At 58.2% G+C, this 20,899-nt stretch carries 13 protein-coding genes; 7 read left to right on the forward strand and 6 right to left on the reverse strand.

Annotated elements, in window-relative coordinates; translation table 11 throughout:
- Nucleotides 1–171: 171 nt before the first annotated feature.
- Entirely contained in the window at nucleotides 172–441 is a 270-nt protein-coding gene (locus tag CAF87_RS16060) for a DUF6124 family protein (RefSeq protein WP_256576062.1), read from the reverse strand.
- Nucleotides 442–591: 150 nt separating this feature from the next.
- Here CAF87_RS16060 and CAF87_RS16065 point away from each other — a divergent pair, with 150 nt between their 5' ends.
- The 3 genes from CAF87_RS16065 (at nucleotide 592) to CAF87_RS16075 (ending at nucleotide 7,093) form a co-directional block, all read left to right on the forward strand.
- Nucleotides 592–2,526, forward strand: a complete 1,935-nt coding sequence (locus CAF87_RS16065; RefSeq protein WP_085733809.1) for a hypothetical protein — start codon at nucleotides 592–594, stop codon at nucleotides 2,524–2,526.
- A 168-nt stretch (nucleotides 2,527–2,694) separates the two neighbouring features.
- Nucleotides 2,695–4,623 (forward strand): hypothetical protein, encoded by a 1,929-nt coding sequence (locus CAF87_RS16070; RefSeq protein WP_170929664.1) that lies wholly within the window; start codon nucleotides 2,695–2,697, stop codon nucleotides 4,621–4,623.
- 175 nt (nucleotides 4,624–4,798) lie between these two features.
- Nucleotides 4,799–7,093, forward strand: a complete 2,295-nt coding sequence (locus CAF87_RS16075; protein WP_085733808.1) for an autotransporter outer membrane beta-barrel domain-containing protein — start codon at nucleotides 4,799–4,801, stop codon at nucleotides 7,091–7,093.
- A gap of 68 nt (nucleotides 7,094–7,161) precedes the next feature.
- Here CAF87_RS16075 and CAF87_RS16080 read toward each other — a convergent pair whose 3' ends face one another.
- From CAF87_RS16080 to CAF87_RS16090, 3 genes are all read right to left on the reverse strand, one after another.
- Nucleotides 7,162–11,394 (reverse strand): Ig-like domain-containing protein, encoded by a 4,233-nt coding sequence (locus CAF87_RS16080; protein ID WP_085733807.1) that lies wholly within the window; start codon nucleotides 11,392–11,394, stop codon nucleotides 7,162–7,164.
- Nucleotides 11,395–11,522: 128 nt separating this feature from the next.
- Nucleotides 11,523–11,918, reverse strand: coding sequence for a YbaN family protein (locus CAF87_RS16085; RefSeq protein ID WP_085710384.1), 396 nt, complete (start codon nucleotides 11,916–11,918; stop codon nucleotides 11,523–11,525).
- A 10-nt stretch (nucleotides 11,919–11,928) separates the two neighbouring features.
- Nucleotides 11,929–12,516, reverse strand: a complete 588-nt coding sequence (locus tag CAF87_RS16090) for a YecA family protein (protein WP_007958400.1) — start codon at nucleotides 12,514–12,516, stop codon at nucleotides 11,929–11,931.
- A 277-nt stretch (nucleotides 12,517–12,793) separates the two neighbouring features.
- On the opposite strand from CAF87_RS16090, the gene recQ reads away from it, so the two are divergent.
- From recQ to CAF87_RS16105, 3 genes are all read left to right on the forward strand, one after another.
- A complete protein-coding gene (gene recQ, locus CAF87_RS16095) occupies nucleotides 12,794–14,923 on the forward strand; it encodes a DNA helicase RecQ (protein ID WP_085733806.1) in 2,130 nt (709 codons plus the stop codon).
- A 134-nt stretch (nucleotides 14,924–15,057) separates the two neighbouring features.
- Nucleotides 15,058–15,492, forward strand: a complete 435-nt coding sequence (locus tag CAF87_RS16100) for a MarR family transcriptional regulator (protein WP_065260957.1) — start codon at nucleotides 15,058–15,060, stop codon at nucleotides 15,490–15,492.
- A gap of 127 nt (nucleotides 15,493–15,619) precedes the next feature.
- Complete coding sequence (locus CAF87_RS16105; RefSeq protein WP_085733805.1) at nucleotides 15,620–17,422, forward strand: FimV/HubP family polar landmark protein; 1,803 nt, start codon at nucleotides 15,620–15,622, stop codon at nucleotides 17,420–17,422.
- A 6-nt stretch (nucleotides 17,423–17,428) separates the two neighbouring features.
- On the opposite strand, the gene CAF87_RS16110 is transcribed toward CAF87_RS16105, so the two are convergent.
- A complete protein-coding gene (locus tag CAF87_RS16110) occupies nucleotides 17,429–19,618 on the reverse strand; it encodes a patatin-like phospholipase family protein (protein ID WP_085733804.1) in 2,190 nt (729 codons plus the stop codon).
- A 71-nt stretch (nucleotides 19,619–19,689) separates the two neighbouring features.
- Here CAF87_RS16110 and CAF87_RS16115 point away from each other — a divergent pair, with 71 nt between their 5' ends.
- On the forward strand, nucleotides 19,690–19,977 hold the full coding sequence (locus tag CAF87_RS16115; RefSeq protein ID WP_085733803.1) for a SelT/SelW/SelH family protein: 288 nt from the start codon (nucleotides 19,690–19,692) through the stop codon (nucleotides 19,975–19,977).
- On the opposite strand, the gene CAF87_RS16120 is transcribed toward CAF87_RS16115, so the two are convergent.
- Nucleotides 19,971–20,864, reverse strand: coding sequence for a DMT family transporter (locus CAF87_RS16120; RefSeq protein ID WP_085733802.1), 894 nt, complete (start codon nucleotides 20,862–20,864; stop codon nucleotides 19,971–19,973). The genes CAF87_RS16115 and CAF87_RS16120 overlap by 7 nt on opposite strands.
- Between the last annotated feature and the right edge of the window lie 35 nt (nucleotides 20,865–20,899).

Here is a 20,899-nt window from a genome sequence, read left to right on the forward strand (position 1 = left end):
CGCGAACTCCGATCGAATGGCGGGGCGATGGAGGCATTGAACGGCGCTGTAGCGGGGTTGACTACTGTCAGAAATTACAGGTGCGTGTGGGTTTAAGACGAACGGTGACCTGTAGACCCAAACAACAAAACCCGCCGTCCCGAGTGATCGGGGCGGCGGGTTTTTCTTTGCTCAGGTTACAGCGGACGCCTCAGACTTCAGCTCCAGATTATCCAGCACCCGATTCACCGCCAGCTCCCCCAGCATGATCAACTGCGCAATCCCCAACAACACATGCCGCTGCGAGCCATCCACCAACCCGGCGAAGTCATTAGCCATGGTCTTGGCCGAAGTCAGGGTTTCGCAGGCGTCGGCCAGCAGTTCTTCGCTGTCGATGCCGGGGGCGATGAGGTAGCGGGTGTAGGATTTGAGCAGCGGTTTTCTGAAGATGAGGGGTTGCATCTCCGACGAACGGTCGCAAAACCTGTAATTTCTGACAGTAGCCAGCGAATATGCAACGTCGTTAAATCACGTCAGAGCAACGATTTCTGAACCTGCAGATAACGTGCAGTTGTTCAGGGCGCGTAGCCATTTCGTGAGAGGGCGTCTGTCATGCCGATGACTCGAAACCAGATCGACTCTGTAGCTCCAGATCTGAAAAAACCCAGGGTTCCGATCATTCTCAAGGATGAGAACGGCGATGAAAGCCCCGATGGGCTGCTGCCGCGCAGCGCCTTGAGCGATGATCTGCAGGTGATTGTCCCTGACTGGATACCGCCCCCCGTCGCTGATCCCATCCCCTACATCATTTCCGTCAGTTGGGTGCTGGAGGGCGGCCCGTTCACTACGGTGTGCAGAGAGACATTCGATACGCCGGGGGAGAAGGTCTTGATAGTCCCTCGGGACAAGCTGGCGCATGGCATTTACGCCTTGTCCTACGAAGTGAATTATGGCGGGAACAAACAGTACTCCTTTGATACTCGAGTGACGGTCGATCGGCTGCCTCCGGATGATGGGCAAAGCCCCAGAGCCCTGATACTGCTGGACGTTCCCGGTGACGTCATTACCGACGACTACCTCACCCGTTTTGGCGAGGTCAGGTTTCAAGTCCAGTTCTATGTGGATGCCAAGGCCCGGGACCGTGCGATTTATTACTTGACCGACAACGACAATCCGCCGGACTCCGAGCAGGAAATTCGTGAGCAAGCATTCAGCCAGCAGGACATCGATCAGAGGCAACTGATCATCACGATTTATGAAGCGGACATTCGGGTCAAGGGGCACGGCCAACGTTACTTTTATTACAAGTTGCGGGACTGGTCCGGCAACACCGGACCGCGCTCCACTCTATTGCCGGTGTTTGTCGATCTGAAACCCGGACCCGGTAATCTCAAGCCGCCTCGTGTGCCCTTGTCGGCCCGGGGATTGATCGACCGCGAGCATGCCCGCGAAGGGGCTACGAACCAGAAGGCTGTTACGGTTGAAATCGACCCTTATGACAATCCGGATGCTTCCGACAAACTTCTGATCCAGTTGAACGGTCATGATCTTGCACCCCTCGATGTCGATCCTTCGAAGCCGGTACAGACCGCGACCGTGCCTTGGGCAACATTGACGGCCGACGGGCTCGGTCCCATGGACGCACGTGTCGACTACCGCGTCAGTCGGGGCGGGACGCCGACGCCGACGCCGCCGTCACCCGAAACACGCGTGCCCTGCAACTTTAAAGTCGCAGGTCAAGACCACCCCGATGCGCCCGCACTGTTGAACACCAGACTGGCGAAAATCGAGATTTACGGCGCCGTTTCAAAACAGCTGAACAAGCTGCTTCCCGATGACTACGAATTACCCGCCGAAGGGCAACTGGCACTTCATGACAATCCCGTACCTGGGGAAAAAGTTTTTCTGTATTGGGGAATCATCAGCACACCTGTTGCGGATTATGAAGTTCAACCCGGTGACACGACCGGGAAAATAATTCCCTTCAGTATCCCCTGGGAGTTTATCGACCAGGACAAGGAAAATCCGGCGCTGCCTGTGCGGTACTTCACCGATAACGGTGTGAACCAGCAATTGGCCCCGACAACCTTGGTGAACGTGGCAATCATCATCATCAGGAATCTGCCCGAGCCGACCTTCCCCGATGGCGGGCGGGAAGGGGTACTCAATTGCTGCGCTAACCCACGGTTGTGGGTGCATGTGAAAGTCCATGTCAAAGGGAATGCCGCGTTCGACGAGGACGATACTGTCGAGCTGCGTTGGCAAGGGTGTCTGGGCCCTAATGGAACTTCCCCTATTCCGGGCGTCGTGGACTCTTTTGAAACGACGCTGAGTCTTGATCAGGCACGCAATGGTTTTGACGTACTGGTGACTGACTATGAAAAGTTGATTGCGCCCATGGTCAATTATGGATCGGCGCTTTGTCGTTACTTTTTGAGAAAGAGTAATGGCGGGCGAGGAGAGTCCAGGCCGGATTTCGTGGTTGTCAATAGAACCATGCCCAGTACGGAAGTGTGTGGGCCGGATAATGACCTTTGTGATCAGTGATCTCGCCGAAGTGGCAGGTGTTTAAGGAAGTAGGGGCGGGTAATAACTGCTGATGCGCAAAGTCGTGCCGATGCAGTGTTTTTTTGATTTGCGGTTGGTTTCAGGTGTTCTGACACGGGGTTGCAATACCCTTTGTCATTTAATCAAGTCACTGAAAGGATGATCAAGATGAACAGTGTCATTAAGTTGACCCCGGTACAAAGTCGTGAGCGTTATTTGAATATTCTCCGAAATGCACCTAAAGCGGACTTTGAGCCGCCTGTGCTGGATGATGACAATCCGCTGCTGCCTGATGAAAGTGACGATGATCCGAATCAATTGCACAAACAGTATCAAGGATTTTCATTGAAAGTGAATGTCCTCAGGTTCGACGGGGCTGACGATAATCCTCCTGTTGACGGGTTTATAAATCTGGCTTGGGATGGCACTCAGCGAGGCCCCCGGCATAGATACACAACCCCTATTGATTCTGGAGTTATTGTAATCCCCATGGAGTTGCCAGAAGGTTTTACGAATGTTTCCGGGCCTCACACGTTGAGCTATGTGCTCAATCATGGAGGGAACACGAAAACTATTCCGGATCTGATCATCAATATCGACACTACGCCACCTGATGTCAGCGGTCTTGTTACTCTTCCTCCCGAGGTGGAGACCAACGGGATTACCAAGCCTTATCTGGATGCCCACGGTTTTGTCCTGATTACCATGCCAACCGTCGCCGACATCAAAAAAGGGGACGAGTATGAATGTTATTTTGGCTCGACATTTCCGACACCGGTACACGTAGGAGATTTTCCTGTTGTCGATCCTCTTGTTCCCGTTACCTTTAGACTGACGACCGCAATGGTCGGAACTGAAGAGGGTGAGAAAGCGATTTTTTACTATCGTAAGGATCGGAAAGGTAACCGAAGTCTAAATTCGCCTTTCAAACGAGTGAACGTAACATTGACGGATCCTCCAGCGAATTTGGAGGATCCAAGTATTCCGCTGTTTGATAACGACACGGCACCGAAGAAGATTGACCTCGCCGACGCTCGGATGCGCCCAGGGGTTGGGATCATCGATCAGTATGACAATTTTGTGGATGGTGATGAACTTGAGGTCACCGTCGATGGCGTTGTAATGTCAGCACAAAAAATCGCTGGCTTCCCTACTTATGTAGAGATTCCTTATTCGTACTGGCATAACGGTGATCTCGGAGAAAAAACCATTGAGGTCAGCTATCAAATAAAACGTGGAACGATTCGGCATCCTGCCAGTAATCCCCCCAAAAACGACGCTGTACTAGTCGATCTGCGTCGGCCAGGGGGCGGCGAAGGTCCAGATGATCCAAATCCCGATTTTCTTCCGGTAGATGTTCAAGGTGCGGGCGGTAATCCGGTTAACGTATTGACGGTGCTGGACAAGGATCAAGATGTTGAAGTAACAGTGGCCGCGTTCCCAGGTATCAAGGATAAAGATATTGCCACGCTGATCTGGAACGGGGTTGAAGTGACAGACGCTGAGGGCGGCGTTCTTACGTTGGATGGTACGGAGACAGATCTGGATTGGACGATCGATTGGTCTGTTGTGGACGCCGGTGGGAACGGTACGGATGTTCAAGTTACTTATAAAGTCACCAACCCTGATGTGAATGATAACGAAGAACGCTCACTTCCACAGGATGTTGATGTATTTATCAGGCCGGGTAGTGTGCCTCAGGCAAAGTTCCAGCATCTCGATCCGGATTTTGAATATTTGAACTGCCCTTCGTTGCGAAGCCATCCGGTACTTGTAAAATGTATCGAGGTTTTCGTTCCGGCCGGTGAGCCACAATTGGAAGGCCAGACGTTGACCTTCACTTATCAGGGGTACAGTGACTCGGCTGGCAGTACAGTGATACCGAATAACAAAGAGGAAGTAACGTACAAGCCAGACTCATCGGATGTGCAGAATGGCTTTACCATCAGTTTTCCGTATCAAAAATTTCTTGATACAGGAAATGCATGGGGGGCTGTGAGTTATAGCGCTGTGATTGATGGGCGGCCTACACCCTCGGAGCGTCACTTGGTCAGGGTGCTCATGAGGAATGGTGATACGACACCTTGCACGATTTGACAGGAAATTTCGGGAGGCCATTGCCTCCCGTTTTTTTGTTCAGAGAGGTTTCAGGGTTTTTCCTTATTCGTTATCGGACTTGTCCTACATTTTTCCGAGAGAAATCCGATTATCTTCCGCGCTCACTTTTTCAAGTAGATGCTTTTCGCATTTTTAATGATCTGGAGGTGGATAAATGAAAGTATTTGGCGGAAGGCTTGTCAGTCCTGCTTTAAAAAGCGCGTTTGGTGTATTGGTTGTCATACCCGCCTTTTCCTTGTCTGGCACTGGTGTGCAGGCCGCGACTATCGTCGACAACACTTCACTGAATATCGATTCAACGACAACGCCGATTGATTACCTGGTGCGCAACAACGGGGTGTTGAACGTCAACGGCGCAACCACCCAGTCGATCACCATTCAATCCGGCTCGACGCTGAACATCAATGGCGCCACGGTCGAAAGCAATCCCGGCGTCGAAGGCATATTGGTCACCAGCAGCCGGGGCACCATCAACCAGGCCAGCGTGACCAGCGACGACATCGGTCTGGCCGTCAACCGCTCTTCGATTGTCGCCGGCGGCTCCACTGTGGATGTTTCCCACAGTCAAATTCGCGGTGACGTCTTTGGTGCGCAAGTCACGGGGCTGAGTACCTTGTCGCTGGTCAATACACAGGTGACTGGCACGGGTGCGAACGGCATCGGCGTGAACATTCTGGGTGGGCAGGTGAATGCCTCCGTCGGGACGCAAATCACCGGTCAGACCACAGGCGTGCGCATGGTCAACGATACGGCCAATGTCGGCGCTCGTACGCTCTCGCTGGATAACGCCACCGTACAAGGCGTCAACGGCTCTGCGATTCTGGTGACGAGCGGTACGAATGCCACCGTCAATCTGTCGAATGGCGCCAACCTGCTGGCCGGCAACAACAACTTGCTCGACGTCCAGGGCGCTTCCACCGCCGCCATGTCCGTCAACAACAGCAGCCTGCAAGGCAACATCAACATCGCCGGCAACAGCACCGGCAACCTCACCTTCGATCAGGGCCGAATGACCGGCGACGTATTGGTCGAAAACGGCTCGACCGCCAACGTCACTCTGCAAAACAGTTCGCAGTTCACCGGCCGTCTCGACAAGGTCAACGGTGTGACGGTCAACAGCAATTCGATCTGGACCCTGACCGGCAATGACACTATCGGAACACTCGCCATGAACGGTGGGACGGTTCGCTTTGGTGCGCAGGATGTGCCGAATACCTTCTACCAGTTGAACGTCGGTACGCTCGCCGGCTCGCCGGATGGTTCCAGTACTTTTGCCATGAAGGGCAACTTCGCCACGGGGCAGCATGACTTCCTCAATGTCACCGGTGTGGCGACCGGGCAGTTCGGTTTGTTGGTGGCGGCGTCCGGCCTGGATGCGGTGAATCCACAGCAACTGACCCTGGTGCACACGGCCGCGGGCGATGCGCAATTTGCTTTGACGGGCGGGCGAGTGGATCTCGGTACCTGGTCCTATGATCTGGCCCAGCGACCGGGAGGAACGGGCGGCACCGAGTGGTTCCTCGATCCGACCACCCAGGTGATCAGTCCCGGCGCCAGTGCGGTGCTGGCCCTGTTCAACTCTCCGATCACCCTGTTGTACGGCGAAGCCAGTTCACTGCGTAGCCGCATGGGCGAGTTGCGGTTCAACGGTGGCAAATCGGGCGCCTGGATTCGCACCTATGGCAATCAGTACAACGTGGCTGACGGTTCAGGTGTGGCGTACAAGCAGAACCAGCAGGGACTGTCTCTCGGCGCCGATGCCCGTTTGGGTGACAGTGACGTGCTGTTGGGCGTGATGGGTGGTTTCAGCGAGTCTGATCTGAATGTCGAGCAGGGAACGTCGGGTACGGTCAAGAGTTACTACGTTGGGCCGTACGTGACGTGGATGGACCAGGACAGCGGCTACTACGTTGATGGTGTGCTGAAGTTCAACCGTTTTCGCAATGAAGCCAAAGTCGGTTTGAGCGACGGCACGCGTGCCAAGGGCGATTACGATAACTGGGGAGTCAGCGCATCGGCGGAAGTCGGTCGTCATATCAAGTTGAGCAACGATTACTTCATTGAGCCGTTCGTTCAGTTTTCGGTAGCGCAGATCCAGGGCAAACGCTTCAGCCTGGACAACGACATGCAGGCTGATGGCGATCGCCCCCGTTCATTGCTGGGCAAGGCGGGCGCCACGTTCGGGCGCAACTTCGACATTGGCAACGGTGCTGTGGCGCAACCTTATGTGCGCGCGGCCATTGCCCATGAGTTTGCGAACAACAACGAAGTGAAGGTCAACAACAACGTGTTCAACAACGACCTGTCGGGCTCGCGGGCGGAGTTTGGCACGGGTGTGGCGGTGGCGTTGTCGGACAAATGGCAGGTACATGTCGATCTGGATTACGCCAATGGCAAGCATATCGAGCAGCCTTGGGGGGGGAATGTGGGGTTGCGGTATAGCTGGTAAGTCACAGTCCCCGACTATAAGAAAGCCGCTACTCCCTCGCAGAGTAGCGGCTTTTTTGTGCCTGGCTTTTATGCGCGTCGAACGCCGAAGCCATCAGCTGTGCCGCCTCCGATCCCGATATCGAGTCGGGTATCAGCCTGGCCTGTGGCCGGGAAGATCACCATCCGTTTGCCGATGCCGCCCGAGTCGGACGCCCAGCACCAGCGCTCAATGGTGCGTCGACCGCTGTAGTTACTGATAAAGGCTCGCCATTCGGCCAGAGAAGGAATTCTTCCTCCCATATTGGCCGCCGTGTTTGCACATACGGTGTAGGTATTGAAGTGGCCTGTGCCAAACAGACGGTCCACGTTTGAAGTGGTGACGGTGTAACTCGCGGTTTGATTCGCATTGTCCGTAACGGTAATGGTTGCTGAACCGTTGCCCTTTGAAATGACGCGGCCGTTGGTGGCGTTGACTTCTGCGACGTTGGGGTTACTGGAGGCATATCTGTAGGGAAGCACGCCTCCACTGGCCGATCGGTCACCAAAGGCGCCGGCAGGAGGGTTGGTAGGGGTGTCGTTATCCCTGAAGTGCCAGGCATTCAGACTCATAGTGGCTGGGTTGATGGTCAGTGGCGGAATCGGAGAGTTGACGGTGAAGCTTCGTGGGTTTGACGTTTGTCCGGTCGTTAAAGCCCGTGTGGTGATGGTATGTCCGCCCAGTCCTACTGCCAGCGTAGTGGTCCATATGCCGGTGTTAAGAGCAGTCGCAATGTGTTTTGGCGTGTTTCCATCGTAGATCTGGACATCATGCAGAGGCGTTACCCGGCCTTGCAACGAGACTGAAGTGTCTGTGGTCGCTCCATTGTTCGGCAGTTCCCCTCGGGAGTCTCTTACTGAATCGAGCGACGGAGCGGTGTGAACTGCGACGGTGAAAATACGAACCGCCGACTCCGGTTGTGCCCCATAAAGTGCCCTGGCCTTGATGTTGTGCGGCGCGACGCTGAGGCCGGTGAAGGTCTTGCTCCAGTCGCCATTGGCATCGACATTGGTGACGGGCGCGACGGGGGTGGTGCCGTCGTAGAGCTGCACGGTCTGGCCGGGGCTGGCCTTGCCGGTGACAGTGACGCTGGTGTCGAAGGTGGTGCCGTTGTGCGGAACGCTGCCCTTGGAGTCGGTGACATTGGTGATGGACGGAGCTGAGGCGACCGCGACGGTAAGGCTGCGAACCGCCGACTCCGGTTGTGCCCCATACAGTGCCTGGGCTTTGATGTTGTGCGGCGCGACGCTGAGGCCGGTGAAGGTTTTGCTCCAGTCGCCGTTGGCATCGACATTGGTGACGGGCGCGACGGCGATGGCGCCGTCATAGAGCTGCACAGTCTGGCCGGGGCTGGCCTTGCCGGTGATGGTGACGCTGGTGTCGAAGGTGGTGCCGTTGTGCGGCACGCTGCCCTTGGAGTCGGTGATGTCGGTGATAGTCGGTGGAACAGCTGCCATCACCGTAAAGGCACGGATCAGGCTGGAAACCGGGTCCGCTGGATATAGAGCGTGAGCTGTAATGTGATAATCCTTGATCTGGAGGTTGAGCAGGGTCTTGCGCCAGACGCCATCGGCACCAACATCAGCATTGCCGTGCGAGGTCGAGCCATCGAAAATCTCGACTGTCTCATCTCGGGTCGCAGAGCCTTCGACAGTTACCTGCTCAAAGAAAGTCTCGCCACCTTCTGTAACCTCCCCATTGGCGTCAGTCACATGGGTGATCTTTGGCGTCAGCCAGTCGTATAGGGTTCTGATCGTAAGCGGCAATCCCGGGAACTCAATTGCATCGACTTCTTCAGCGCTGCCATCAAACGAGACTTTGCAAATCACGTTCGCCGGTGTGGAATGTCCCAGTTTCATTAACTCGCTTCGAAGCAGCACTTCATTCAGCCCGCTGCTGAATTGCGCGGGAGTGATTTCCACGCCATCGAGCATCCGGATGATGTGGTCGCTGCCCACCGCTGTCTTGCCTTCCAGCCTTAGCCAGAGACGTTGCTTGAGCGCAATGTAATGCCACTTGGCAACGAGTATTGTGGCGTTCCCGTTGAACGTCCTCAGATCTAGGACCCGGTTATCGTCTGACTCAGGTACTTGAGGGCGAGGCAGATCGTTCTCGGGGTCGTCGAATCCCGTTACTCTCAGGCCCAACGACTCTGATTCTGTCTCGTGGCCATAGCGGCGCACGAAGTACTTCACGTCCACTGTTTTGTTGATGTTGGGGCCAATGACCGTTGGGGGAAGATGAAAGCCCACGCTGCCACTGCTGTGCCCGGGTAGCTCAAGATCATTCGATGTGCCGGCGCCTGGAGTTCCGATCCAATGCAGGGGAATGATATCGAGGGCCGGATTCATACTGCCGTAGCTGACGTTGACGTCCACACCGTTCAATCCATCCATTGCTTTGAGTACGGCGTTCGGTGCCTGTTTGACTTGTGGCGCTGGCAATTCACCTACCAGCGACCCGATCAGCAGATTGAGTGCGGCGGAGTGACTGTATAAACCTGTGGACGCGTGCTTGAGCGAGTAACGCACTCTGACGTACTGCCCGATACTGATCGTGACGAAGTTCGCGGGCACTCGAAAACGCAGCGGTTTACCGGCGCTCGGCGAGGTGATGGGCACCCAGTCGCTGATGCTGCCCAGCGGATGGGTCGCCTGCCAGTACCAGGTCAATATGTCGTCTTTTTTCGTCGGCGGATTTTCAATGCTTATGTGGACGACATCGAAGACTTTGGAAGGATCGAGCACATCCTTGTCTTTGTCGGCTTCCTCCACCTCGGGTCTTGGCAATGTCGCTGTGACGGCTTGCACCTTGACCAACAGATGCTCCGACTCTCTGACACCGTAGAGTTCCGTTTCGTCATAGGACACGGTGTACCAAAGATCGAGTTTGCCCTTGTCGAGCACGATGATGTGCTCTTTGTCGACGTAAGCAGTGAAAAAGCCTTCTTTCGCCTCGTTGTCAGTGACGGTGTGAGTGAATTCATGGACATAGGGCTGGCCGTTGGACTTTTCACCTATCCAGTGACCGGCGACCAGGTCGCCCTTGGCAATGGTCAGGTACGTGATCCGTACCGTGGCATAGGGCCTGTCCGACTCGAGTATGTCACCCAGCAACTCGACAATCGTCGGTGCGTCCGGCATCGATACGTCACCCACCACGTCGGCGAACTCACGTTTGGAGGATAACGGCAGACTTCCGTCTGCCTTCGTCAGCACGTAGGAGGCATCCGCCCGGCCCATGGCGATGGCGCGGACTTGTGCGTAAGGCACTGCGAAATCCATGACACTCGGGATGTTCGCCACCGTTCTGGATTCGGTGTGAATCAAAGGCTTGCTACTGAAGGGAGTGCCGACCCAGGTCATTTTTACCGAGTCGTTCAGCGCGAAGTCCGAGCCCTGGATATGAACCTGGACCGTGACGTCCTTCTGGTTCAAGTTGATGATCGTTATGATCCCATTGACCGATTCCTTGATAATCGGGGCTGGCAGACGCCAAGCGCCGGCGTCGACGGCGATCCGCGTGCGTTTGGAGTGCCGGGAAGACCAGTTCCATACATCATCGTGAGGGTCGTACTTGATTTCCAGTGCCGCGCTGTCGCCACCGGCCAGAATGTCTTCCTGTTTTGCGACGATCACGATGGGGTCCTTGCCCTCCGCCTGAGCTTGTGTGACGAGGTGCGGCGCCAGGGTATGGCTGCCCCACCGCATCAGAATCGTGTCTCTCAGTGTGATTTCCGGGTAGGCACGGACAGTCAGCGGAACGCCTTTTTTCGCCCAGTCGGCGTCGATCACTCCCTGATCGATGATGTCCTGCGGCAATTGTGCGATGTGCAGTTCGGAGTGCCCGTCAGGTAGATGAGGTTCCTTGTCGCGGCCACCGGGGCTGGTGAGTTTGACCCGAAACAGTGACAACACAGAGGGATCGTCCGGCGCAGTTGCACCGAACCGGGTCAACTCATAAAAGCATTCATGCAGACCGGGAGTGAACAGCTCTTTGGGCAGGTAAAAAAACAGATGCCTGTCTTTTTCCCCCGGTTCAACCGTTCGGGTGAATACCGCAACGTCGTCCCAATAAACAACATTTTTATCCCCTTCCAGCATGTCGAGGTACGCCACAATTACGCACAACACGCCGCTGTCACTTTCCGAAACCACCACAATATTGATCCCGCCATCGGCGTCCTCGATTGGCGTGACTGCACCGCTGATCTGCATGGGCCGAAGCGCCAGCGTGCCGGGCTGGTGGAGATCGGGAAACAGAAGCGGACTGTGGGTGAGCATGACGAAACTCCTTAAAGAGCACGCAATGGGATCGCAGACAGTTTTTTATTGAACCTGAGGAGAGGAGGAGGGGCTACTGTCAGATCTGACAGGTGAACAGGGTTTTTCGACGAGCGGTTGCCGAGCTCTCAGCGTTTGTGCAGGGTTTTCTGTCGCAGAATGTAGACCGTCACCAGCACTGCACTGGTCAACATGAACCCGCGCGCCCACGGCAGCGGCACCAGGTAGCACGAGAACAGAATGCTCGCCCACATCAGCCCGATCGCGTAGACCTTGCCCTTGAGCGGTATGCCGTTGCCGTCGAGGTAGTCGCGGATCCATGGCCCGAGTCGGGGATGCTCGACCAGCCATTGATAGAAACGCGGGGAGCTGCGGGCGAAGCAGGCGGCTGCCAGCAGAAGGAAGGGAGTCGTGGGGAGAACAGGCAGGAAAATCCCGATCACCCCCAATGCCACGCTGAGCCAGCCGATGGCCAGCAGGATGTAGCGCAACATCAGGGGGCGGTTGCCTATGGGGTTGTCCATAGGCCGGATCTTAGTGGTGACGTGGCTTTAGGATCGCCGGTTTTTCGTCGGGTGCCTGGCACAACAGGTACAGCGCGGTCAGGGCTTCCGGGATCTGCACTATCATGTCGTCCATCAGGTTTGCATCCTTGGCGATGTCTTCGAACTCAGGCTGTTCGTCGAACAGGCCCGAACCGACCATGATCGGCAGGAGCATTTCGCTGACTTCTTCTTCGGCGGTTTCGAACCAGGCCGCTTCGCGCAGGAACACGCCTTCCATGAAGCCGATGCACCAGCCGCGCAGTTCGGAATCGTCCGGGTCGTCGCCCAGGTCCAGTTCGCATGGCAGCTCGAACTCTTCATCGGAGGCCAGTTGGCGGGCGATGTGGGCCTTGAGGCCGATCAGCGTGGCTTCGATCTCTTCGCGCTGGGCTTCGCTGCTGTAATGCGGCTCTTCGGCGAACAGGGCGTCGATCCACTCACGATCCGGCACCACGTCGGCGCAGATCGACAGCGCGGTCAGGTAACCGTGAGCGGCCACGTAGTCCAGCGCCTCTTCATGCAGCTCGTCGGCGTCGAGGAAGACTTGCAGGCGGGTTAGTTGCTCGGCGAAGGACATTAAAGGGCTACCTTGGGGGAATAAACAATGCGGGAATTCTAGGCCTTCTTGAGCCCTCAAGCCAGCCGCACGGCAGATTTGCCCGCACAAGCTTCTTATCGGCGGTGCCCTTTGCCGGGGAGGGCTCGGGTATACTGCCGCGCTTTGCGATCCCTGCCGGTGTCGCGGCTGATTTTGTAGAGCGCGATGCAATGCGCCCTTACGTTTTGTTTAAAGCAGCTTCGGCTGTCTTGAATCAGCCTGTGCAGGGATGTTTCGGTGGATTTTTGGAGTTTTTATGCTCGAACAGGCTCAACGCGTCCTCAAGGACATCTTCGGCTACGACAGTTTCCGTGGCCGTCAGGGTGCAATCATTGAGCGCGTGGCCAGTGGCGGTGATGCCCTTGTCCTGATGCCGACCGGCGGCGGCAAGTCCCTGTGCTTCCAGGTACCGGCGCTGCTGCGGGACGGCCTGGCGGTGGTGGTTTCGCCGCTGATCGCGTTGATGGACGATCAGGTCGCCACCCTCGAAGAGCTGGGCGTGGCGGCTGCCGCGTTGAATTCCACGTTGAGCGCCGAACAGCAGCGCGATCTCGCCAACCGGATCAAGCGTGGCGAAGTGAAGATGCTCTATCTGGCGCCGGAGCGTCTGGTGCAGCCGCGCATGTTGTCGTTCCTGCAAGGTTTGAACATCGCGCTGTTCGCCATCGACGAAGCGCACTGCGTATCGCAATGGGGCCATGACTTCCGTCCGGAATATCTGCAACTGGGGCAGTTGGCGGAAATGTTTCCCGATGTACCGCGCATCGCCCTGACCGCCACCGCCGACAAGCGCACCCGGGAAGAAATCGTCACCCGCCTGCATTTGCAGAACGCCGAGCGTTTCCTGTCGAGCTTCGACCGGCCGAACATCTTCTACCGCATCGTGCCCAAGGAGCAGCCGCGCAAGCAGTTGCTGGCGTTTCTTGCCGAGCGACGCAGCGACGCTGGCATCGTTTACTGCCTGTCGCGCAAGAAGGTGGAGGAGGTGGCCGCGTTTCTCACCGAACAGGGCTTCCCGGCGCTGCCGTATCACGCCGGCCTGCCCAACGATCTGCGCGCCTATCACCAGAAACGCTTCCTCAACGAGGAAGGCCTGATCATGGTCGCCACCGTGGCCTTCGGCATGGGCATCGACAAACCCAACGTGCGTTTCGTCGCTCACCTCGACCTGCCGAAATCCCTGGAAGCCTATTACCAGGAAACTGGACGTGGCGGCCGTGACGGCCTCCCGGCGGACGCGTGGATGGCCTATGGTCTGCAAGACGTGGTGATGCTCAAGCAGATGCTGCAGAACTCCGAAGGCGACGAGCGCCATAAGCGTCTGGAGCAGCACAAGCTCGACGCGATGCTCTCGCTCTGCGAAGAAACACGCTGCCGCCGTCAGGCGTTGCTGGCGTACTTCGACGAAGACATGCCCGAGCCCTGCGGGCATTGCGATAACTGCACCGACGGCGTGCAGACCTGGGACGCCACCGAGCCTGCGCGTCAGGCGCTGTCGGCGATCTATCGCACCGGCCAGCGTTACGGCGTCGGCCATCTGGTAGACGTGCTGCTGGGCAAGGACAACGAAAAGGTCCGCAGCTTCGGCCATCAGCACCTGTCGGTGTACGGCGTCGGCAAGGCGCTGAGCGAGAGCGAATGGCGTTCGCTGTTCCGCCAGTTGGTTGCTCGCGGCCTGGCGGATGTCGATCATGAAGGCTACGGCGGGTTGCGTCTGAGCGACACTTGTCGGCCGCTGCTCAAGGGTGAAGTGAGCCTGGAGCTGCGCCGCGACCTCAAGCCGCAAGTCACCGCCAAGAGCGGCAGCAAGAGCCCGGCCAGTCAACTGGTGCGCGGCGAAGAACGCGAACAGTGGGAAGCGCTGCGTGCCCTGCGCCGCAAACTGGCGGAAGAACACGGCGTGCCGCCGTACGTCATCTTCCCCGATTCGACGCTGCTGGAAATGCTCCGCAGCCAGCCGACCTCGCTGGCGGAAATGGCCCAGGTCAGCGGCGTCGGCGCACGCAAGCTGGAGCGCTACGGCGAGGCCTTCCTCGAAGTGCTCGGCGGCGAGGCCGAAACCCCGAAAGTGGTGGCCGACGTACGTCACGAGCTGATCACCCTGGCCCGTGCCGGCATGACACCGCTGCAGATTTCCGGTCAGTTGCAGTGCTCGGAAAAGAACGTTTACACCATGCTCGCCGAAGCCATCGGCAAGCAGCAATTGTCGCTGGAACAGGCGCTTGATTTGCCAGAGGACCTGATGGGCGAAGTCCAGGACGCGTTCCTCGACGGCGAGGGCGAGTTGCCGTCGGTCGCCGAAGTGGCGGAGCTGTTTGCCGGTCGCGTACCGGAAGGTGTGCTGTATTGCGTAAGGGCTGCGCTGCAATCGGAATTCGAGATGTGAGCATTTGCTTACACAAACCGTTATACGGATGTAACGATTCAGTACAGGGCAGCTCTTGCCTATAGCCAAATGTCATGCTTAGCTGACTAATAATTAGTTTTTCTCTATTTCTTCAGTCTAACCATGAGTGTTTTATGCCGTTAACCGATCAACACCGCTTTGGCATGCAACTGGCCCAGATGTCCCGTGGCTGGCGTGCCGAACTGGATCGCCGGCTGGCCGGTCTGGGTTTGTCCCAGGCGCGCTGGCTGGTGCTGCTGCATCTGGCTCGCTTCGAAGAGGCGCCGACCCAAAGGGAGCTGGCGCAAAGCGTCGGCGTCGAAGGGCCGACCCTCGCACGATTGCTCGACAGCCTGGAAAGCCAGGGCCTGGTGCAACGCCAGTCCGTGATGGAAGACCGCCGGGCGAAAAAGATCGTGCTGTGCGCCCCGGCCCGCCCGCTGATCGAACAGATCGAAACCATCGCCACGCAACTGCGCAAGGAGCTGTTTGAGGGCATCGATGAGGCTGACATGAAGGTGTGCATGCGGGTTCACGGCCACATTCTGGCCAACCTGGAAAAATCTTGAGGCACACCGACGTGCCGTTTTTTTGAGGGATCGCGCTGAGCAGACTATAAGAACTACTGGGCAATATCGTGTTCGTACCGGATGTGCGAACCCAGAGAAGTCGGTTTTGCTTATTTAAGGGATGCTCATGCTCGACAGTCGGCACGTAGTACTGCGTTGCGCCAATTCGCTGCTGGTGGCCGGTATGCTCACCTGGTCCACGGCCTCACTGGCGCTGGGTCTCGGTGACATCACCGTGCATTCAGCGCTCAATCAGCCGCTCAAGGCCGACATCGCCCTGGTGGACGCCGCGGGGCTCAGTGCCGGCGAGCTTTCGGCCAGCCTGGCCTCGGCGGACGAATTCGGCCGCGCCGGGGTCGAACGTGTGTTCTTTCTCAACGACCTCAAGTTCACCCCGATCCTGCATGGCAATCGCAACCTGATCCGGGTGACATCGAGCAAACCGGTCAACGAACCTTTCCTGAATTTCCTGGTGCAGCTCAATCAGCCCAACGGCCACGTGCTGCGCGAATACACGGTGCTGATCGATCCGCCGGGTTCGCCGGGCATTGTGCCGGCCACCGATGAACCTGATGTCCATGCGCAGTCTTCGGAGTTTCCAACCCCGGAGGCGCCTGCTGCCACCCTTCAGAACAAGCCTGCTGCAGCGGCCGTGCCGACGCCTCAAACGGCCACGACCAACAACGCGCAAGCGGAACAGTTGGCCGCCAGTGTGCTGCAGAACCAGCAACTGCAGAAAACCATCGATGAGCTGAACCTGAAGCTCCAGGCGCAGGACGTGCAGATCGCCGACGGCAAGAAACAGCTGGCCGATCTGCAGGCGCATCTCGCACAGGTTCAACAGGCGCCTCCGGCACCCGCAGCGCCGGCGGCGCCTGCCTCGATCCCGGCGCCGGTCATTGCGCCGGCGGAGAATCAAGACGACTCCGTCAGTTGGCCATTGCTCGGTGGCTTGCTGGTGTTACTGGGAGGGCTGGTGGCCGGGCTGATCGTGCGCCGCCGACGTCAGCAGGCAGTGATCCCGGACGTGCCGGCACGCGTGCTGCCGCAGCGAAGCGAATCAGAGCTCAATGACAGCGAACAGGTTCGTCCGAATGCTGGCCATGGCGCCGTCGAGCATCGAGACGAACAGACAAACGGCGATGTGCTGGAAGCCGTGGGTATTTATCTGGCTTATGGACGACTGGGTGAAGCGCTCGGGTTGCTGCGCGACGCCTTGCAAAAAGAACCGGAGCGCATCGATCTCGGCATGCAGTTGCTCGAGGTGCTGGGGCGCCAGGGCGATCAGGCGGCGTATGACGAACAGGAAAAACAATTGCGCCAGCTCGGTATCGAGGAGCAGCGGTTGCACGAGATTCGCGCCCGATATCCGAAACTGGCCAGGACTGAACCGTTGGTTGCGGCGGCTCCGGTCATTGCCGCGTTACCCGTTGAGCAAGCTGCACCCACAACGACGTTGGCCGAGGATGACTTCGAGCTGAATCTGGAGCAACTGTCGATGGATTCCAGCTGGGATCTGGAAGACAGCCGCCCGGCAACGGACCCACTGTCCTCTCCGCCATCGACACTTGGCTCTAGCCTGCAAGTCTTGCCGCAGGATTTCGAATTGCCGCCAACCGCCAGCGATGACGTTGAAACCACAGAGCTGGAGTGGATCGCCGAACCGGAAGTTCAGGCTATCGACGAAGACTTTCTCAACGAGTTTGGCGATCCCGGTCAGTCACTGGCCCTGGAGCCGCTGGACCTGCAGGCGCCGGAGCCCGAGCCGGATCCGACAGAAGCCGCCAACGCCGGCAAGCTCGAACAGGCCCAGACCTGCATCGACGACGGCGACCTCGACAGTGCGATCGCCTTGCTCAATGAGCTGCTGAAGGAGGGGGACGAACCCCTCAGGCAAACCGCTCGGACATTGTTGGCGGGGATTCGCTGACCCGGGTCAGAAGGTCTGCCCCAGATTCAGATAAACCGCCTGTTCATTGGCATCGTTCAGGCCATAGCTGAAATTCAGCGGCCCCAGCGGTGTGTCGAAACCGATGAACACGCTGGCCGCATTGATGTAGCCGCTGTCGAACTCGTTGTCGTTGTTCCAGGCCCGGCCACGCTCCAGCGAGCCGCCGGCATACAACGGGAAGTCCAGCGGCAGGTAGGCGCGTGGCGTCAGACGGCGGTAGTACACGGCCCGCATCAGGCTGACGTTCTGCCCGGAGATGGCATCTTCGCGGAAGCCAGACAGCTGCCGGGCGCCACCGAGCAGGAAGCTCGACGTCACCACATTGGCATCGTCCAGCGTGCGCCCGTATCGCCCTCCCAGAATCAGCGTGTTCGGGCCGCTGCTCATGGCCTTGTCCAATTTGAACTCCCATTGCCGGTAGCGTGTGTCGGAGCCCAGGCTCGGTTCGAATTGCATCAGGGTCAGGCTGACGTCCTTGCCGTCGTGGGGGAAGTACACGTTATCCAGTGAGTCAAACGAGTACTTCAACGCATAGAAACCTTCGTTGAAATGTTCGCTCGGCAGGTTCTGATCGCCGATCCGCACATCCGCCTTGCCCCAGGCCTCGCCGACACCGAAGCGGATTTCGCCGTTATTGCCGATCTGGCGGCCGACATTGAGGCCGAAGCCGTAGCGTTCGACGCGATACTGGGCGATCGGATCATTGTCGAGCACCGAGTCGACGTTCTGGGCTTCGAACGCCGCATACGGTGCGACGAAGTAGCGCGAGCCGACGTCCAGTGGCTGATAGAACTCGGTATAGAGTTCCTGCTTGTCGCCGATCTGCGCCCGGGTCAGCCATTCGGCGCCGAGGCGGTTGATGCCGTTCATTCGGTAGCTGGCGCCGAGATTGAAGGCGCTGTCACCGCGCATGTCGTCCGACAGGTTCAAGCCGACCCGCAAGTAGTCGGTGCCGCTGCGCTTGCCTCGGGCGCTGATCACCAGCGTGTGTTCCTTGCCCTTGTGCACGACGCGGTATTGCACCTGTTCGAAGTAATCCAGGCCGTACAGGGTGCCCATGTCCGAGTGCAGGCGTCCGAGGTCCAACGGCTCGCCGATGGGTTGACGGATGTAGTAGCGGATCACGTCGTCGCCGACTTTCGAGTCGTTTTCGACCCTGATCGCAGTAATGATCGGCGTGCGCTGGCCCGGTGCGCGGGCGGCGTTGAGTTCGGCGTCCTGAGACACGGCGGGCTTCAATCGGGCGAGGCGGGCGTCGAGGGCCTTGGCTGCACGATAGCCGGCATCGATCATTTCCTCGGCGCGACCGAAATCGGTGGCGCCGAAACTGGCCAGTGGCGGCTGGATCAGCACGTCGTTCGGGTGCAGTGCCGCCAGTTGTTCTTCAGAGTTGCGCCGGGTCATCAGGGTGATCGACTGGTTCAGCACATCGACCACGGTGGTCAGTTGCTTGCGGTTGCGCAGCGGGGTTCCGATGTCGACCACGATGGCCACATCGACACCCATTTCCCGAGCCACATCGAGGGGAATGTTGTCGGTCATGCCACCGTCCACCAGCAGCCGGCCATCGAGTTCGACCGGTGCGAACACGGCCGGGATCGACATGCTGGCGCGAATCACCTGGGGCAGGTGGCCTTTGCGAAACACCACTTTTTCGCCGTTGGCGATGTCGGTGGCCACGGCGCGGAACGGGATCGGCAGCTTGTCGAAATCACGGGTGTCGCTGGTGTGGGCCAACAGGCTTTCCAGCAGTAGCGCGAGGTTCTGGCCCTGAATCACACCCAATGGCAAACCGAGACTGCCGTCGTCGCGAAAGCTCAGTTTCTGCTTCACCAGAAAGTCGCGGTCATCCTGTTTGCGCCGAAACGGTACGTCTTCCCGGGGGGGAGCATCGGACAGCGCCTGCTGCCAGTCGATGTTCAGGGCGAGTTTTTCCAGTTCGTCGATCTTGTAACCCGAGGCGTAGAGGCCTCCGACCACTGCGCCCATGCTGGTGCCGGCAATCGCATCGATCTTGATGCCTTGCTCTTCCAGCGCCTTAAGCACGCCGATGTGTGCCAGCCCACGGGCCGCGCCGCCGGACAGCACCAGGCCGACTTTCGGTCGCGGCGCTTCACTGGCATGAACGAATAGCGGAAGGAAACCAAGCAAAAGGCAGATCAGCAGACGACGCATTGTGAGTCTCGGGGCGAGCGTTAAAGCCGGCTATTATAGCGGCGCCCTCTGGCTCAGGAGTTTCAACGATCATGACTGCCACAAAACCGGAAATCGTCATCACCTATTGCACGCAATGCCAGTGGCTGCTGCGCGCCGCTTGGCTGGCGCAGGAGCTGCTCAGTACCTTCGGCGATGACCTTGGCAAAGTGTCACTGGTGCCGGGTACCGGCGGGATCTTTCACATCAGTTGCGACGGCGTGCAGATCTGGGAGCGCAAGACCGACGGTGGCTTCCCTGAGGCCAAGGTGCTCAAGCAACGGGTGCGCGATCAGATCGACCCTGACCGCGACCTCGGCCACAACGATCGAACTCAATGAGACGCGGCCTCGGCCTCCACCTTTTTTTTGCTGGCGCTGCCTGACATCTGGCTCGACACAACGATGGCGACGATGATCAGCGCGCCGCCGAGCAGCATCCGCAAGGTCGGGTTTTCATCGAACAGCAGCCACGCGACGGTAATGCCGTACACCGGCTCCATGGCGAACACCACAGCAGCGGTGCGCGCCTTGATCACCGCAAGGCTGGCAACGAACAGGCTGTGGGCGACGCCGGTGCAGAACACCCCGAGCAAACCGATCCACAGCCAGTCAATGGCGCGCACGTCGCTCAACTGTGGCGCCGCCACCGGCAGCAGACACAACGCCACCACCACGTTCTGACACAGTGCTGCCTGCACCGCCGGAATACGCCCGGAACTTGCACGGTTGGTCAGCGACAGCAGGGAAAACAGCAGGCCTGAGAGGATCGCCCAGAGCAACCCGGTGGTCGCACCGCTGGCCAGGTCGAACGCCGGGGTCACCAGCACCAGACCGACACTGACCAGCGCCACCAGAATGATTTCGTTGGCACGGATGCGTTCGCGGAAAATCAGTCCTTCGAGAATCACCGTGAAGGCCGGGAAACTGGCGAAACCCAAGGTGGCCACCGCGACACCGGCCACCTTCACCGCAATGAAGAAACTCACCCAGTGGCCGGTCAGCAAAACACCGCTCAGGGCCAGGCGTCGCCAGTCCACGGCTTGCAGCTTTTGCCAGCCGTGCTGACTGGCGAAACGGGCGAAAAACGCCAGCGCAAGAACGGCAAACGCGGCCCGTCCAAAGACGATGACCGCCGGCGTTGCGGCGGCGAGTTTGCCGAAGACGCCGGTCAGGCCGAACATCAATGCGCCAATATGCAGGGCGCCGAGGGCGGTACGGGGAGTCATGTCGATCCTTTTTCCAAACACAATTTCATAGGCTC

The sequence above is a fragment of the Pseudomonas sp. R38(2017) genome (genome assembly GCF_002112395.1).
Lineage (GTDB): Bacteria > Pseudomonadota > Gammaproteobacteria > Pseudomonadales > Pseudomonadaceae > Aquipseudomonas.

Bases quoted from the DNA above. Each gene is read 5' to 3' on its own strand.
- CAF87_RS16060 (WP_256576062.1), bottom strand. From the start codon at position 441: ATGCAACCCCTCATCTTCAGAAAACCGCTGCTCAAATCCTACACCCGC.
- CAF87_RS16065 (WP_085733809.1), top strand. From the start codon at position 592: ATGCCGATGACTCGAAACCAGATCGACTCTGTAGCTCCAGATCTGAAA.
- CAF87_RS16070 (WP_170929664.1), top strand. From the start codon at position 2,695: ATGAACAGTGTCATTAAGTTGACCCCGGTACAAAGTCGTGAGCGTTAT.
- CAF87_RS16075 (WP_085733808.1), top strand. From the start codon at position 4,799: ATGAAAGTATTTGGCGGAAGGCTTGTCAGTCCTGCTTTAAAAAGCGCG.
- CAF87_RS16080 (WP_085733807.1), bottom strand. From the start codon at position 11,394: ATGCTCACCCACAGTCCGCTTCTGTTTCCCGATCTCCACCAGCCCGGC.
- CAF87_RS16085 (WP_085710384.1), bottom strand. From the start codon at position 11,918: ATGGACAACCCCATAGGCAACCGCCCCCTGATGTTGCGCTACATCCTG.
- CAF87_RS16090 (WP_007958400.1), bottom strand. From the start codon at position 12,516: ATGTCCTTCGCCGAGCAACTAACCCGCCTGCAAGTCTTCCTCGACGCC.
- recQ (WP_085733806.1), top strand. From the start codon at position 12,794: ATGCTCGAACAGGCTCAACGCGTCCTCAAGGACATCTTCGGCTACGAC.
- CAF87_RS16100 (WP_065260957.1), top strand. From the start codon at position 15,058: ATGCCGTTAACCGATCAACACCGCTTTGGCATGCAACTGGCCCAGATG.
- CAF87_RS16105 (WP_085733805.1), top strand. From the start codon at position 15,620: ATGCTCGACAGTCGGCACGTAGTACTGCGTTGCGCCAATTCGCTGCTG.
- CAF87_RS16110 (WP_085733804.1), bottom strand. From the start codon at position 19,618: ATGCGTCGTCTGCTGATCTGCCTTTTGCTTGGTTTCCTTCCGCTATTC.
- CAF87_RS16115 (WP_085733803.1), top strand. From the start codon at position 19,690: ATGACTGCCACAAAACCGGAAATCGTCATCACCTATTGCACGCAATGC.
- CAF87_RS16120 (WP_085733802.1), bottom strand. From the start codon at position 20,864: ATGACTCCCCGTACCGCCCTCGGCGCCCTGCATATTGGCGCATTGATG.